The 15981-nt window shown below is 41.3% G+C and carries 10 protein-coding genes; 5 read left to right on the forward strand and 5 right to left on the reverse strand.

Going from position 1 to position 15981, the window contains the following annotated elements; translation table 11 throughout:
• Positions 1-29: 29 nt before the first annotated feature.
• Both rpoC and rpoB read right to left on the reverse strand, forming a co-directional pair.
• Positions 30-3683 carry a DNA-directed RNA polymerase subunit beta' gene (gene rpoC / locus HMPREF2988_RS09390; protein ID WP_002295965.1) on the reverse strand — a complete coding sequence of 1218 codons (3654 nt, stop codon included), beginning with the start codon at positions 3681-3683 and terminating at the stop codon, positions 30-32.
• A gap of 78 nt (positions 3684-3761) precedes the next feature.
• Positions 3762-7379: a DNA-directed RNA polymerase subunit beta gene (rpoB, locus tag HMPREF2988_RS09395; protein ID WP_002310550.1), complete on the reverse strand. Its 3618-nt coding sequence runs from the start codon at positions 7377-7379 to the stop codon at positions 3762-3764.
• A gap of 726 nt (positions 7380-8105) precedes the next feature.
• On the opposite strand from rpoB, the gene HMPREF2988_RS09400 reads away from it, so the two are divergent.
• The 4 genes from HMPREF2988_RS09400 (at position 8106) to HMPREF2988_RS09415 (ending at position 11925) form a co-directional block, all read left to right on the forward strand.
• Positions 8106-9074: an ABC transporter substrate-binding protein gene (locus HMPREF2988_RS09400; RefSeq protein ID WP_070770520.1), complete on the forward strand. Its 969-nt coding sequence runs from the start codon at positions 8106-8108 to the stop codon at positions 9072-9074.
• 17 nt (positions 9075-9091) lie between these two features.
• Positions 9092-9997 carry an ABC transporter permease gene (locus HMPREF2988_RS09405; RefSeq protein WP_070770521.1) on the forward strand — a complete coding sequence of 302 codons (906 nt, stop codon included), beginning with the start codon at positions 9092-9094 and terminating at the stop codon, positions 9995-9997.
• Positions 9994-10800, forward strand: coding sequence for an ABC transporter ATP-binding protein (locus HMPREF2988_RS09410; protein WP_002315819.1), 807 nt, complete (start codon positions 9994-9996; stop codon positions 10798-10800). The genes HMPREF2988_RS09405 and HMPREF2988_RS09410 overlap by 4 nt, the downstream gene beginning before the upstream one ends.
• A gap of 156 nt (positions 10801-10956) precedes the next feature.
• Positions 10957-11925 carry a biotin--[acetyl-CoA-carboxylase] ligase gene (locus HMPREF2988_RS09415; protein ID WP_070770522.1) on the forward strand — a complete coding sequence of 323 codons (969 nt, stop codon included), beginning with the start codon at positions 10957-10959 and terminating at the stop codon, positions 11923-11925.
• Between the two features lie 451 nt (positions 11926-12376).
• Here HMPREF2988_RS09415 and HMPREF2988_RS09420 read toward each other — a convergent pair whose 3' ends face one another.
• Both HMPREF2988_RS09420 and HMPREF2988_RS09425 read right to left on the reverse strand, forming a co-directional pair.
• Positions 12377-12565 carry a hypothetical protein gene (locus tag HMPREF2988_RS09420; RefSeq protein ID WP_002315817.1) on the reverse strand — a complete coding sequence of 63 codons (189 nt, stop codon included), beginning with the start codon at positions 12563-12565 and terminating at the stop codon, positions 12377-12379.
• Positions 12566-12781: 216 nt separating this feature from the next.
• Positions 12782-13027, reverse strand: a complete 246-nt coding sequence (locus HMPREF2988_RS09425) for a hypothetical protein (protein ID WP_016629240.1) — start codon at positions 13025-13027, stop codon at positions 12782-12784.
• 374 nt (positions 13028-13401) lie between these two features.
• Here HMPREF2988_RS09425 and HMPREF2988_RS09435 point away from each other — a divergent pair, with 374 nt between their 5' ends.
• Positions 13402-14175, forward strand: a complete 774-nt coding sequence (locus tag HMPREF2988_RS09435; protein WP_070770524.1) for a hypothetical protein — start codon at positions 13402-13404, stop codon at positions 14173-14175.
• 87 nt (positions 14176-14262) lie between these two features.
• On the opposite strand, the gene HMPREF2988_RS09440 is transcribed toward HMPREF2988_RS09435, so the two are convergent.
• A partial coding sequence (locus HMPREF2988_RS09440) for a putative mucin/carbohydrate-binding domain-containing protein (RefSeq protein WP_306807597.1) occupies positions 14263-15981 on the reverse strand: 1719 nt, incomplete at its 5' end.

Consider the following 15981-nt stretch of genomic DNA (forward strand, 5'->3'; position numbering starts at 1 on the left):
TGTTCCAGAAGCAGCTTCTGTCACAACCTCTATTTTGTTTGATTGTTCATTGCGTCTTCTGCAGCCATTTGCGCTTCAATATCTGAAATACTGTAGACATTTTCGCTTGCTACACCGACTTCTTTTGGTTCCATGTCACGGTAACGTTGCATACCAGTACCAGCTGGGATGATCTTACCGATAATAACATTTTCTTTCAAACCAAGAAGAGGATCTTTCTTACCGCGGATCGCAGCATCCGTCAAGACACGAGTTGTTTCTTGGAATGATGCAGCAGATAAGAAACTATTTGTTTCTAATGATGCTTTTGTGATACCTAGCAAGACAGGTCGAGAAGTTGCAGGAACGCCTCCTGAGACTAGCGTATTGTAGTTTTGATCTTTAAAGTCTGCGATGTCTAATAGTGTACCTGGCAAGATATCTGTATCACCTGGATCCATTACACGAACTTTACGCAGCATTTGACGAACCATTACTTCGATATGCTTGTCGCCGATTTCTACCCCTTGCATACGGTAAACACGTTGTACTTCACGAAGCAAGTAGTTTTCAACAGATAATACATCGCGGACTTGCAACAATTGTTTTGGATCGATTGATCCTTCTGTCAATGGTGCACCACGGTGGATCATATCGCCTTCTGCTACTTTCATACGTGCTGTATAAGGAACAGTATACGTACGTGTATCTGTTTTTCCTTTGATTGTTACTTCTTTGGTACGTGTTGCAGGATCTTCTGAGATATCGATGACATCCCCTGTTACTTCTGTGATCACTGCTTGCCCTTTCGGATTACGTGCTTCAAAGATTTCTTGGACACGAGGAAGACCTTGAGTGATATCGTCTCCGGCAACCCCACCCGTATGGAATGTACGCATCGTCAACTGAGTACCAGGTTCACCGATTGATTGAGCGGCGATCGTACCAACTGCTTCGCCGACTTCAACGTCAGAGCCAGTTGCAAGGTTGCGTCCGTAACAATGTTTGCAGACACCATGTTTTGTATTACATGTGAAGACAGAACGAATTGTCACTGTTTCGACACCTGCATCAACGATTTGTTTTGCGATGTCTTCGGAAATCAATTGGTTTCCTGCGATGATCAATTCATTTGTTTCAGGATGACGTACTTCTTTACGAGTGTAACGTCCCACTAAACGATCTTCTAATGATTCGATGATTTCATTTCCTTCACGGATTGCTTGGATCTCAAGACCTCGGTCAGTCCCGCAATCTTCTTCACGAATGATTACATCTTGAGCCACATCAACCAGACGACGAGTCAAGTAACCTGAATCGGCAGTCTTCAAGGCTGTATCGGTCATCCCTTTACGAGCCCCGTGAGTTGAGATAAACATTTCCAAGACAGATAGTCCTTCACGGAAGTTTGAAATGATTGGCAATTCCATGATTCGACCATTAGGAGCGGCCATCAAACCACGCATTCCGGCAAGCTGTGTAAAGTTGGAAATGTTCCCACGAGCTCCAGAATCAGACATCATGAAGATTGGGTTTTTCGCTTCCAAACCTTCCATCAGTTTTTGTTGGATGCTGTCTTTTGCAGCGTTCCAAACAGCAATGACACGTTCATAACGCTCGTCATCTGTAATCAGACCACGACGGAATTGTTTTGTAATAGTTTCAACTTGTTTATGGGCATTTTCAATGATTTCTTGTTTTTCATTCAGTACACTGATGTCAGCGATCCCTACTGTGATACCGGCATGTGTTGAATGTTTGTACCCTAAGTCTTTCATACGGTCAAGCATCTTAGAAGTTTCTGTTACTTTGAATCGTTTGAAGACTTCTGCGATGATGTTCCCTAAGTTTTTCTTCTTGAACGGTAATACTAATTCTTGCTCTTTGATATGTGCAGGAATATCCGTACCAGCTTCAACAAAGTATTTGTCCGGTGTTTGGACGGTCAAGTTGAAGTCTGTTGGTTCATTCAGATAAGGGAATTCAGGAGGCATGATCTCGTTGAAGATGATCTTACCAACTGTTGTGATCATCGTACGTTCTTTTTGCCATTCAGTAAATGGTTTTTCACCTAATGAGTTAGGGTTCACACCGATACGTGAATGTAAATGAACGTATCCGTTGCGCCATGCGATAACGGCTTCGTTTTGATCTCTGAAGACCATTCCTTCGCCTTCGCGTCCTTCTTCTTCCATTGTCAAGTAGTAGTTACCTAGAACCATATCTTGAGAAGGAGTAACAACTGGTTTACCATCTTTAGGATTCAAGATGTTTTGAGCAGCTAACATCAACATACGTGCTTCTGCTTGTGCTTCTTCATTCAATGGCACGTGGACAGCCATTTGGTCTCCATCGAAATCGGCATTATAAGCTTCACATACAAGTGGATGCAAACGGATTGCGCGTCCTTGTACTAAAACTGGTTCGAATGCTTGGATACCAAGTCGGTGAAGCGTAGGTGCCCGGTTCAGCAATACTGGGTGTTCCTTGATTACGTCTTCTAAGACATCCCATACTTCGTCTTCTTGACGTTCGATTTTACGTTTCGCATTTTTGATGTTTGAAGCTAGTTCACGTTGAACAAGCTCACGCATCACGAATGGTTTGAATAATTCGATGGCCATTTCTTTTGGAAGTCCACATTGGTACATCTTCAAGAAAGGTCCAACAACGATAACGGAACGACCGGAGTAGTCCACACGTTTACCTAGCAAGTTTTGACGGAAACGACCTTGTTTCCCTTTCAACATATGAGAAAGAGATTTCAATGGGCGGTTACCTGGTCCAGTTACTGGACGTCCGCGACGACCGTTATCGATCAATGCATCTACTGCTTCTTGCAACATGCGTTTTTCGTTTTGAACGATGATTCCAGGTGCGTTCAAGTCTAATAAACGTTTCAAACGGTTATTACGGTTGATGACACGACGGTAAAGATCATTCAAGTCACTTGTTGCAAAACGTCCACCTTCTAATTGAACCATTGGGCGCAAATCTGGTGGAATAACAGGGATAACATCCATAACCATCCAGCTTGGTTGATTTCCTGAAGCGCGGAATGCTTCTAAAATATCCAAACGGCGGATCGCACGTGTACGTTTTTGTCCTTGTGCAGATTTCAATTCTTCTTTCAATTCGGCTGCTTCTGCATCTAGATCAACATTATCAAGTAATTGTTTGATCGCTTCTGCACCCATAGCAGCTTGGAATTCTTGTCCATATTGTTCACGTTTTTCGCGATATTCGCGTTCTGTCAACAATTGTTTTTTCTCTAAATTCGTGTTTCCTGGTTCGATAACCACATATGAAGCAAAATAAATGATTTCTTCCAAAGCGCGTGGGCTCATGTCTAATACAAGACCCATACGTGAAGGAATCCCTTTAAAGTACCAGATATGTGAAACAGGAGCTGCTAATTCAATATGTCCCATGCGTTCACGGCGAACTTTCGAACGAGTCACTTCCACTCCGCATCGATCACAAACGATTCCTTTATAACGGATACGTTTGTATTTTCCGCAGGCACATTCCCAGTCTTTTGTAGGACCAAAAATCCGCTCACAGAACAACCCTTCGCGTTCAGGTTTTAAGGTACGATAGTTAATCGTCTCAGGTTTTTTTACTTCACCGTAAGACCAGCTTCTGATTTTTTCGGGAGAAGCCAAACCTATTTGCATACTTTCGAATTTATTTACATCGATCAAAAGGGGTTCCCTCCATTTCATTTAATGGCAAACCGCAAGACGGCTGATCTTCGACCGCCTTGCAGCTCATAGACCGGATTAGTCTAAATTATCTTCTGCGGTTTCAAAGTTTTGGATGACATCGTCTCTTTCATCTTCCACTTGTTCAGCAGCTTTCTTTTCTAATTCTTTGGCAGTTTGCTGTTCGGCAAATTTTGTCAAAGCATCAACAGTGATCAAATCGTCGTCTTCATCGTCCATGTCGCGAAGTTCGATCTCTGTCTCTTCGATATCCAAGACACGCATGTCCAGACCTAGTGATTGCAATTCTTTCACCAATACGCGGAAGGATTCCGGTACACCTGGTTTTGGAATTGGTTCACCTTTGACGATTGCTTCGTATGTTTTCACACGTCCGACTACGTCATCTGATTTGTATGTCAAGATTTCTTGTAAAGTATAAGCCGCACCGTAAGCTTCCAGTGCCCATACTTCCATTTCACCAAAACGTTGTCCACCAAATTGAGCTTTACCTCCCAATGGTTGTTGTGTAACCAATGAGTAAGGTCCGATTGAACGGGCATGCAATTTGTCATCGACCATGTGAGCAAGTTTGATCATGTACATCACACCGACAGACACACGTCCGTCAAATGGTTCACCTGTACGTCCGTCGTACAGAACAGTTTTCGCATCGCTGGCCATACCGGCTTCACGAACTGTTTCCCATACGTCTTCATCACTTGCACCATCGAATACTGGCGTTGCTACGTGGATACCTAACTGACGTGCAGCCATACCCAAGTGTAATTCCAATACTTGTCCGATGTTCATACGTGAAGGCACCCCTAAAGGATTCAGCATGATATCGATTGGTGTTCCGTCAGGTAGGAATGGCATATCTTCTTCCGGCATAATACGGGATACAACCCCTTTATTTCCGTGACGACCGGCCATTTTATCCCCTTCATGGATTTTACGTTTTTGAACGATATAAACACGAACTAACATGTTTACGCCTGGTGACAATTCATCTCCAGCTTCACGAGTAAAGATTTTCACATCGTGAACGATCCCGCCGCCGCCATGCGGTACACGTAATGATGTATCGCGGACTTCACGAGCTTTTTCGCCAAAGATCGCATGCAATAGGCGTTCTTCTGCAGATAATTCTGTTACCCCTTTTGGCGTGACTTTCCCTACAAGCAAATCGCCATCTTGGACTTCTGCACCGATACGGATAATACCCATTTCGTCTAAATCTTTCAATGCGTCTTCCCCGACATTAGGGATTTCGCGTGTGATTTCTTCAGGTCCTAATTTTGTATCGCGGGCTTCTGATTCGTATTCTTCAATATGAATAGAAGTGTATACGTCATCTTTTACCAAACGACGGCTCATGATGATCGCATCTTCATAGTTGTACCCTTCCCAAGTCATGAAACCAACTAAAACATTTTGACCTAGAGCCATTTCGCCTTGTTCCATAGATGGTCCGTCTGCCAGAGTATCCCCTTTTTCGACTTTCTCACCCAAATGAACGATTGGACGTTGGTTGTAGCTTGTTCCGGAGTTTGAACGACGGAATTTTGTCACATCGTATTTATCTAATGCACCGTTGTCGCGGCGTACACGGATTTCAGAAGCATCAACGTATTCAACGACACCGTCATGTTTACATAACAAAGCAGCTCCTGAGTCATGCGCTGATTTGTATTCCATACCAGTACCAACCCATGGTGCTTGAGGATTGATCAACGGCACTGCTTGACGCTGCATGTTGGCACCCATCAAGGCACGGTTGGAGTCATCGTTTTCCAAGAAAGGAATACATGCTGTCGCAACGGCAACTACTTGTTTAGGTGATACGTCCATGTAGTCTACTTTATCAATAGATACTTCTAAGTTTTCACTTTGAGCACGCGCCATAACAACGTCTTGAGCAAATGTTCCATCTTCATTCAATGGGCTGTTTGCTTGGGCTACGATGTAATGGTCTTCGATATCTGCTGTCAAGTAGTCGATTTGGTCAGTAACACGACCTGTTTCGCGGTCTACACGACGATAAGGTGTTTCGATAAATCCGAATTTATTTACTTTCGCATAACTGGACAAACTATTGATCAACCCGATGTTTGGGCCTTCAGGAGTTTCGATCGGACACATACGGCCATAGTGGGAGTAGTGAACGTCACGAACTTCATAACCGGCACGGTCACGAGTCAATCCGCCAGGTCCTAAGGCTGAAAGACGACGTTTGTGTGTCAATTCGCCAAGAGGATTTGTTTGATCCATGAACTGTGACAACTGAGAAGAACCAAAGAATTCTTTGATACTTGCCACAACTGGACGGATATTGATCAATTGTTGAGGTGTCAATGTTTCAGTATCTTGGATCGACATTCTTTCACGAACCACACGTTCCATACGTGCTAGCCCGATACGGAATTGGTTTTGTAAAAGTTCACCGACTGAACGGATACGACGATTTCCTAAGTGGTCAATATCATCGACATTGCCGATACCTTCCATCAAGTTCAAGAAATAGCTCATTGAAGCAATGATGTCGGCTGGACGAACCGTTTTTACAGCTGCTTCTGGATAGCCGTTTCCGATCACGTTCACTTCACGTTCAGGATCTCTTGGTGAAAATACTTTGATGACTTGGACAGTCATTGGATCTGTGACCACACCATCTTCTGATGGATAGTAAGTCACTGAATTTAGACCGTTATCAATGAAAGGAGCTAATGTTTCCATGACTTGGTGAGTCAGAACTGTTCCTTTTTCAACGATGATCTCGCCTGTTTCTGGATCAACTAATGTTTCAGCTAATGTCAGATTCAATAGACGTGTTTTCAAATCTAATTTTTTGTTTACTTTGTAACGACCAACGTTTGCTAAGTCGTAACGTTTTGGATCGAAGAAACGAGCATTCAGCAAGTTACGTGAGCTGTCTGCTGTTTTTGGTTCGCCTGGACGCAAACGTTCGTAAACGTCTTTCAAACCTTCTTCTGTTCTTGAGTCGCTTGCGTTTTTATGCAAGTCTTTTTCGACTGTATTGCGTAATGTTTCGCTGTCGCCGAAGATTTCAAAGATCGTATCATCGGAACCAAATCCTAACGCACGAACTAATACGGTTAAAGGAATCTTACGTGTACGGTCGATACGTACATAAGAGATGTCTTTTGCATCAGTTTCCATCTCTAGCCAAGCGCCACGGTTAGGGATAACAGTAGAACCGAATCCTTCTTTTCCGTTTTTGTCGACTTTTCCATGGAAATAGACACCTGGTGAACGGACTAACTGAGAAACGATTACTCGCTCTGCCCCGTTGATGATGAATGTTCCTTGTTCTGTCATTAATGGGAAATCACCGAAGAATACTTCTTGTGCTTTGATTTCGCCAGTCTCGCGGTTTGTCAAACGCAATGTTACATGTAATGGTGCAGAGTAGTTTGCATCATGCGCACGAGCTTCTGCTACTGTATACTTTGGTTCTTTCAATTCATAATCTACAAATTCCAAAGATAGATTGCCATTGAAGTCATCGATTGGCAAAATGTCTTCAAACATTTCTCTAAGTCCCTCATCTAAGAACCATTGGTAAGAGTCTGTTTGAATTTCGATCAAATTTGGTAATTCCAACACTTCACTGATTCTTGCGAAACTTCTACGTTCGCGATGTTTTCCGTATTTTACTACGTGTCCAGCCAAGCTCTTCACCCCTCTAAAATGTCATTCAAAAAGACTACCCGATCAATTGTTACAATAATATTTCAAATATTATTTTTAGGTAACAACAGACATTTTTTGCGGCTTTTAGGCAAAAAAAAACCAAAAATAGAACATTCTCTTGAAACCTTACTTCGTGAGCTTCTACTTTTGTTTCCTTATATTAAAGCCGAAACGGACAATATTTCGTTTCTGCCTTTTCTTCATCAGATAGTTTTTGCAACTTCATATACTACACTTATTTTCTATAAAAGTCAACACTTCCTGGCGTTTCTTCTGCTTTTTCGCAATATTTTCTTAATGTTTTCAATTTTATGTTTTCAATTATCTGACAATTCTTAATTGACAGACCATTTTTTCTCGGTTATACTTTAGAAAATTCATTTTGTGGAGGAACTTCTATGCGAACCAATATCAAGCAAATCGTACCAACACAACTGAATAACTTTTACTTTAGCTACTTTAGATAGGTTTGTATTCATCATGATGGATACAAACGTTAAACGACAGTTTGTATCTATGATGGCTAAAGAACTTTGTATTGCAGCAAAAAGCCACGTAGACAAAATGCTAAGTGGCTGAGCAGTGAAAATACAAAGTAAAAGTATCAAGCATTCTACTTTTCAATTTATTTTCCGACTTTTCAATCCATTTGGACATTTTGTCTGAATGGATTTTTTGTTTCCCAAAATTAAGGAGGAAAAAGAAATGAAAAAAAACATATTAATTGGATTAGGCGCTGCTCTGCTACTAGCTTTAGGAGGTTGCGCACAAAAAGACAATTCCGCAGAGGCATCAGATGGAAAAAAAACAATTGGCGTATTGCAACTTGTACAACATAACTCGTTAGACGCTGCCTATAAAGGATTCAAAGAAGGATTAGCAGAAGAAGGGTATAAAGAAGGCGATAATCTAACAATCGATTATCAAAATGCCCAAAACAATCAAGACAACCTGAAAAGCATGAGTGAGAAGCTCGTCAAAGAAGATCCTGATTTGCTACTTGGGATCGCCACTCCAGCAGCACAATCTTTATTAAATGAAACAACCACTATCCCGATGACTGTCACAGCGGTCACAGACTTGGAACAAGCCCATTTAGTCACATCCAATGAAAAACCTGGCGGAAATGTGACTGGCACGACAGATATGGTGCCAATCGAAAAACAAATCGGCTTACTGTTAACTATCGTGCCAGACGCCAAAACAATCGGCATCATGTATAACAACGGTGAAGCAAACTCTAAGATCCAAGCTGATTTGGCAGAAAAAGAATTGAAAAAAGCGGGCGTAAAAGTCAAAGTACTGACAGCAAATTCCACAAATGATGTCCAACAAGTGACGAAAAGTCTAGCTAAAGATGTAGACAGAATCTATATTCCTACTGATAACACGTTCGCAAGTGCGGCAAGTGTTGTCGGTGAAGTCGCAAAAGAAACAAAAACACCTGTCGTTGCTGGCGCAGTTGATCAAGTCAAAGACGGCGGTCTAGCAACAGTAGGGATCGACTACGAAAGCTTGGGCAAACAAACGGGGATCATGGCAGCAAAAATCTTAGACGGCAAGAAGCCAAGTGAACTTCCTGTCGAAACAGCGAATGATTTGGAACTGTATGTCAATAAAGACATGGCCAAAGCATTAGGCATCAATCCAGACAGCATCAAAGAAGCTGAATAAAACACAGGAGGATTCTCATGACAAATCTGCTCTCTCTTTTCTTATCATCTGCATCGCAAGGGGTCTTATGGGCCCTGCTTGCGATTGGTGTGTATGTCACTTTCCGTATCTTGGACATTGCCGACTTGACTGCTGAAGGAAGCTTTCCTTTAGGTGCAGGGATCGCGGCAGTAAGTATTACAAATGGCTATCACCCATTGACAGCTTGTCTTCTAGGCTTTTTAGGGGGTGCGGCAGCAGGGCTTGTTTCCGGACTGCTTCACACAAAATTAAAAATCCCCGCCCTTCTTGCAGGTATCATCACCATGACTGGTTTATACTCTGTCACCTCCCGTGTGATGGGTGCGCCGAACATCTCTTTATTGGGTCAGCCAACGATCTTTCATTGGGTCGAGTCATTCGGCATAACAAAAGACAACGCTGTACTGATCGTCGGTCTGCTTTTTGCTTTGATCGTTGTATGTTTACTTGTTTTGTTCTTACGTACAGAAACAGGTCTTGCCATTCGTGCAACTGGCGATAATCTGGCAATGAGCGAAGCGAACGGGATCAACACCGATAATATGAAGATCATCGGTTATATGATCTCTAATGGATGCATTGCTCTTTCTGGCTCCTTGCTTGCGCAAAACAACGGCTTTGCTGATTTGAATTCTGGTATTGGAACGATCGTGATTGGACTTGCTTCTATTATCATCGCAGAAGTTTTGTTACGTAACCAGCCACTATTTCTCCGTCTATTGACTGTCGTTTTAGGTGCGGTCATTTACCGCTTTATTTTAGCGTTAGTCTTCGAACTGAATGTTGAACCAAGTGATTCGAAACTTGCTTCTGCTTTCGTGCTAGTGATCTGTCTTTCTTTCCCGCAGATTCAGCAAAAATTCCATTTATCTCAAAAAAGGAAAGGCGGTAGTGTCAAATGAATGACGTCTTAACATTGGAAAATCTCCATCATACCTTTGAAAAAGGAACGATCAACGAAAACCATGTCCTGAAAGGGATTAATCTTTCTTTGGAACCCGGCGACTTCGTGACGATCATCGGTGGAAATGGTGCTGGTAAATCTACTTTGCTGAACAGCATCGCCGGTACATTTTCTGTCGATCAGGGACAGATTTTATTAAATGGAAAAAATATCACGAAAAAATCCGTTGTCGAACGTTCGAAATCCATCAGTCGCGTATTCCAAGATCCTAAACTAGGGACAGCCGTTCGTTTAACGGTAGAAGAAAATCTTGCTCTTGCTATGAAACGAGGAAAAAAGCGCGGCTTCTTCCGTGGTGTCAAACCGCAAGACCGAACGTTTTTCAAAGAACAGCTGGCTCGGCTGAATTTGGGTTTGGAAAATCGTTTATCCTCAGAAATCGGTTTGCTGTCTGGGGGACAACGTCAAGCCATCACGCTGTTGATGGCCACATTGCAGCGTCCAGAACTAATCTTATTAGATGAGCACACCGCAGCGCTTGACCCGGCTACTTCCAAAACTGTCATGGACTTGACAGAAAAGCTGATCACCGAGCAGAATCTCACTGCTTTCATGGTCACACATGACATGGAAGACGCGATCCGCTATGGAAATCGACTGATCATGCTTCATCAAGGAAGGATCGTCGTCGATATCCAGCAAGAGGAAAAACAGCAGCTCACAGTACCTCAACTATTGGCGTTGTTCAAACAAAACAGCGGCACGACGTTGAAAGACGATCAAGTACTTTTATCTTCATAATCAGAACGAGGCTAGGACAAAAAATGAACGCCCACCCTCTTCTTTTTTCTCTTTTCTTCTTTCGTTTTTGCTTTATGTATCAACCGTTGTTTCTTCAAAAACTATTTTGTTCTCTCCTTCTTCCTGATAGAATGGATGAGAAAGGAGCTTGGTGCCATGACAACAAAAGACAAAGTACTTCATTTATTGAAAGAGACACCAGATTTTCTTTCCGGAGAAAAGTTAGCACAGCAACTGGAAGTTTCCCGGACAAGTATTTGGAAAGCCATCAAAGAATTGGAAAAAGCAGGCTATCGTTTTGAGCACGGGCCTACAGGGTATCGTTACCTGCCCTCTGACGTACTAGATGCAAAAGAAATCCAGCAAGAGCTACGGTCTTTTATTCCCGATTTGAAGATACAAACGATGTTGACTTCTGAATCTACGATGAAAGATGCCAAACTGGCAGCAGCTCACGGAGATTCTGTTTCGAAGTTATTTGTTGCTGATACACAAGAACAAGCTCGTGGACGTTTTGGACGACCTTTTTTTGCCGAACCTGGACGAGGAATCTACATGAGTCTCTTGCTCCATCCAGACAAACGGTTTGATGAACTGCCTCAATATACGATCATCGCAGCCAGTGCCTGTGTGAAAGCCATTGAATCTGTTACCGGTCGTTCTGCTTCGATCAAATGGGTCAATGACATCTACATGGATGGAAAAAAAGTCTGTGGGATTTTATCTGAAGCAGTCAGTGATATGGAAAGCGGCAGGATCAGTCATATCATCATTGGGATCGGGCTGAATTTTTCTGTTCCTCAAAATCATTTTCCAGCTGATCTCCAAGAAAAAGCCACCTCTGTCTTTCCCGACGGACAAGCGAGTATCACAAGGAATCAACTGATCAGCAAAATCTGGCAAGAATTGTTCACCTATCTTTCTCAACCGAAAAAAGCATTGGACTTTTATAAAGAAAAATCATTCGTATTGGGAAAAACCGTGTCGTTCAATCAGAAAGGAACGACTTATGTCGGTCTTGCAAAAGAAATCGGTGATCATGGCGAACTGATCGTCCAAACAAATGAACAGGAAATGAGTTTGTCTTCTGGCGAAATCAGTCTCACATCTATCCGTACGCAATAATAGCAGATTTCACAAAAGGACACCTGATCTCATACAGTGTCCTTTTTTCTGAGTTCTCTTCAAACGACTCTCCTTATTGACTTACCTTTTTCTATCCTCTAGAAAAAGGTGTTCTAAACGTATCAAGAAAGCATGGTACACTTTCTTTAAAGGAATCCATGCAAAAAACAGGAGAAACATGCGTTTGTACAGCAAAAAGAGATAGAGGACCGATTCCTTTTCTCGGTTTTCTATCTCTTTTCTATCAATGGTGGTAAAGCTGATTATTGTTTCTATTCAGTTTTTTTATGATACCCACACAGGACTATTTGCTAGTCCTGTGTGAAAATACTTATGCGATCATAAGTTATGTGCTTGTTTCCTAAAAAATATCTATCTCCTCATCGTTCTTTTTATTGAGGAACGATGTCGATAGAGCCGATATAGCCTACGCGATAATTTTCGATGACTATCAGTGGCAGGCATTGCCGATACCATCTTCTCCCCCAGGATTGAGATCGTTCACCTTTTCTTCTTGAAGCGTGCGACTGATATTGAGCACGTGATTTTCCGCTTGCAAGTCTTCATTGATGAACATATTTATCATACTCGTCAACACTAGCGTTGATAGTAATAGACTACCAATGATTTTCTTTTTCAATCCAATTACTCCCCCTTTATTATCTATGTAGCAACCAACTTACAACTAAAAAATCAACGCATCCCATCCCCCCTGTCTGACATTCTCGTGTTTCCATCTCCTATAATAAAGGACTATTTTGTTTTTTACTCTTTTTGTATGCGATTGCAACACTTTTAATAACATATTTGTTATTTTTTCCTGTTTGCTACATAGATAGAACAATAAATAGAGTGATCAAGAAAGTTCTTTTGCTTTTGGAAAGAACTTCAGCTGGTTCTCCGGTGCTTCGCACACCACTTGCATTTTGAATTTTTTCTCTGCGACAGAACGGATCAAAAATTTGTCTGCGCTCGTCAATTTTATCCCGCTTTCTTTTTCGATGTCTTCAAACGTAAATGCATGTTTCTCTCCTTTTAACCGAAGAATCAGGGGCGAAACATCTGTACGTGTTAAATTAGTGATGAGTTTTTTCAAATGCATCCTCCTCGATTTGATTTTTGTGGACAGCTGTTTTTCGCTTAGATAGACAGTAAAAAATCGGCTGATTCCTCTGCTAACTTCACTTATGTTTTTACTATAACATGTTTTTTTTCATGCCTTGGGACCATAATTTCTAAAAATAAAAAAGAATGATACGAAGAAAAAAAGCCTTTGACAACAAGGATAAATGAGGATTGAAAAAAATCGGTACGAATCTTTTTTCATAAAGAAGCATCTTGTTTTATTTTTTATGGAAAATACCAGAAAACCGTACCAGATATTTTCCACCTTAGAAAAAGACGGAACAAAAACAAAAAGAAAGCATGATAAAGTGAATACAAAGATACAAATAAAAAAAGAAAAGAGGAATTGACATGCCAAAAGAAGATATTGCAAATTCACCAGATTATAGGCAAGAAACACTATTAGATAAAATGATCAATGAGATTAAAGACCCTACAACAAAAGATCTTGCAGCACAACTCCGAGATAATATAAATGTTATGGAAAGTACACCCAAACATGGAAAACATACACCTGAATACAAAATAGTTGAAGATAACAAGGTATATGCGAAGGCAGAATTAAAAGCATCAAAATTACGAGAAGAACTGAAAACACGAGCACCAGAAATATTAAAGACCTTTGATAATACTAGAAAAACAATGGCGAAACAAAAGGCACAACAGAAGCAAAAAGAACAATCATTTAAAAAACAAGAGGCAAAACAAGAGACCAGTTTAAATGATTTTAAGTCGCTGCTAGCTAAACAAACAAATAATTTAAAACAATGTAAAAAGGTAGATACATTCATGAATAGACTTTTTAACAAAAATAAGCTCACAAATGCAATACAAAATTACGTAACTACTCAAGTAAAAATTGATAATGCACTCAGAGCTGATCAATCTTTAGGTTGGAATGCTAGGCAAGAGATGGCGAAACTAGAAAATCCACCTCAAAAATTACAAAAAGCAGTTGAGGACTACAAACAGAGCCTTTCTAAAAGCCTAACCTCTCATCAGGTAAAAACCAGACGAAAATCCACCCACGCAGCATTAGATAACTTAACTCAAGACGCTAGTAACAGAGCTAAGAATTCAAATCTATCAAGTCCATCGCAGTCAAAGCCTAACCCTACACGATAATACTCAAAAAGCCCATCAACCGATTTCAATCGATTGATGGGCTTTTGTGTTCGTACATCATTTTCTTCAAATCAACAGCTTTCTATCTTACGAAGCAACCTCAAATCGATAGCGGATATCCAACCCAATATTGATTTCTTGCTGATAGTTTCCAAAGTATTGCCCTTCGATCATAAACTGGGTTTGTTCGTTCGGCGCCAGCTCAGCAACTATCTGATTTGGTGTACTTTCATAAAGATCGACAAGGATATTGCTCGTCTTGTAATTCATACGAAGTTTTGCTGCTGCCCTCTCTGCAGATGGATCTGCATCAGCTGTACGTAACAGCTCCAAGTTATTTGTATTGTTCGTGATGTTGATTTCTTCCACGCTGACTTTTAGATTTCTCGTCCCAGCGTTCTCGATGTAGTAAAGCGGGGAAGAAACCATTCCTTTATTTGCGTCAGTCGTTCCAAAAAGCAATTTTTTAGGAATCTTGACATCGATCCATTCCGTCGAGTTCTCCACGATAAATGGTACCGTATAGTTATACGTAGCTGTGCCACCTGTCGCTAATGTTTCTTCTACTTCGATGATCCCGTTACTTGTTCCAGCTTTACTTGTGTCAGGATATTGGATGAACTTTGTCACATGGATCGTATCGAATCCGTCAGTTGACAGATAAGATTCGATATTTTGACTTAATTCCTCTTCTGTCAATCCACTTTCAATGGTTTGTGTTTCTACCTTCAATTGATTGATACGTAGAAGATTGAACCCATTAGCTGTCAGTTCGTAAAAAGCTTGTGGATGACCGATTACTTCTTTTACTAACTGTTCATTTCTTGAGACAGCTGTTTTATTTCCAAGTAGGTTATTCCCTGCAGAATCAAAAACTTCAAAAGAAAGCACATCACCATAGGCTAATTCATTTTGTCTAAGAACATTGTTCCAGTTGCTCCTCAGTGTTTGTGCGTCCATAGCCAAGTTATTGGTCAAAAGGGAGAATCTTGGCGAAGTAAGATCACCACGATAAAATACTGCTTGTGGTGCAGAGGCTACTGGACTGAAAGAATCAAGTCCGTCTCCTTGCGTAGCTGTCAGTTTTGGCAAATTATTCTCTTCGGTCAATGACAGAACAGCTACTGTCTTATCAGAGTTTACTGCCTGATCTTGGGCGATGATCGAGTTCCCCCACTTCACTTCATAAGGAACTGTCAGTTGTACGATACCTAGTCCATCAGTTGTACGGACTTCAATATCGATTTCACGCGTACCAATCAATGACGTATCAAGTTCTGAACGTAAGGTGACTTCATACTCACTTGCGTCTACGACTGTGCCATTTACTCGTACATTTCTAACCAATTCCTTTAGATTGCGTTCATCGGCGCTTTCACCTAAGTTAAATGTCTGAGGAACTGCTTCGGCTTCCAACTGTTTGATTGGAACTAAGCCATTGTCAGTCACTCGATAATAAGAGAAAAGGGTGCCAAAGGAATAGTTTTCCGCAACTTCATTTACCATCAGTCTGCTTCGGGTGTTGGATTCCGCATGGTAAACTTTAATGATATTCCCAGCGGAAACCTCTAACGGATCGCCTTGATTGAATCCATTGATTGCATTCTTGATAACCGCATTACCCGTGACTTCATATTGATAGGTGCTTGTTTCTCCGTCTAGTACTTCGATCGAATAATAGACACTACTTCCATAATAAGGATGAACTTGTGTATCTAAGTTCGCTCGGTTATCCCCAAAAGTTGAATGGAGACGCAGTGTACCATCAACGCTTCTCGTCAAACTGTATGCTCCTGCTGTACGATC

Source organism: Enterococcus sp. HMSC061C05 (assembly GCF_001814765.1).
Lineage (GTDB): Bacteria > Bacillota > Bacilli > Lactobacillales > Enterococcaceae > Enterococcus_B > Enterococcus_B lactis.

Coding starts and splice junctions, on each gene's coding strand:
- HMPREF2988_RS09400 (WP_070770520.1), top strand. CDS start 8,106: ATGAAAAAAAACATATTAATTGGATTAGGCGCTGCTCTGCTACTAGCT.
- HMPREF2988_RS09435 (WP_070770524.1), top strand. CDS start 13,402: ATGCCAAAAGAAGATATTGCAAATTCACCAGATTATAGGCAAGAAACA.
- HMPREF2988_RS09425 (WP_016629240.1), bottom strand. CDS start 13,027: ATGCATTTGAAAAAACTCATCACTAATTTAACACGTACAGATGTTTCG.
- HMPREF2988_RS09415 (WP_070770522.1), top strand. CDS start 10,957: ATGACAACAAAAGACAAAGTACTTCATTTATTGAAAGAGACACCAGAT.
- HMPREF2988_RS09410 (WP_002315819.1), top strand. CDS start 9,994: ATGAATGACGTCTTAACATTGGAAAATCTCCATCATACCTTTGAAAAA.
- HMPREF2988_RS09405 (WP_070770521.1), top strand. CDS start 9,092: ATGACAAATCTGCTCTCTCTTTTCTTATCATCTGCATCGCAAGGGGTC.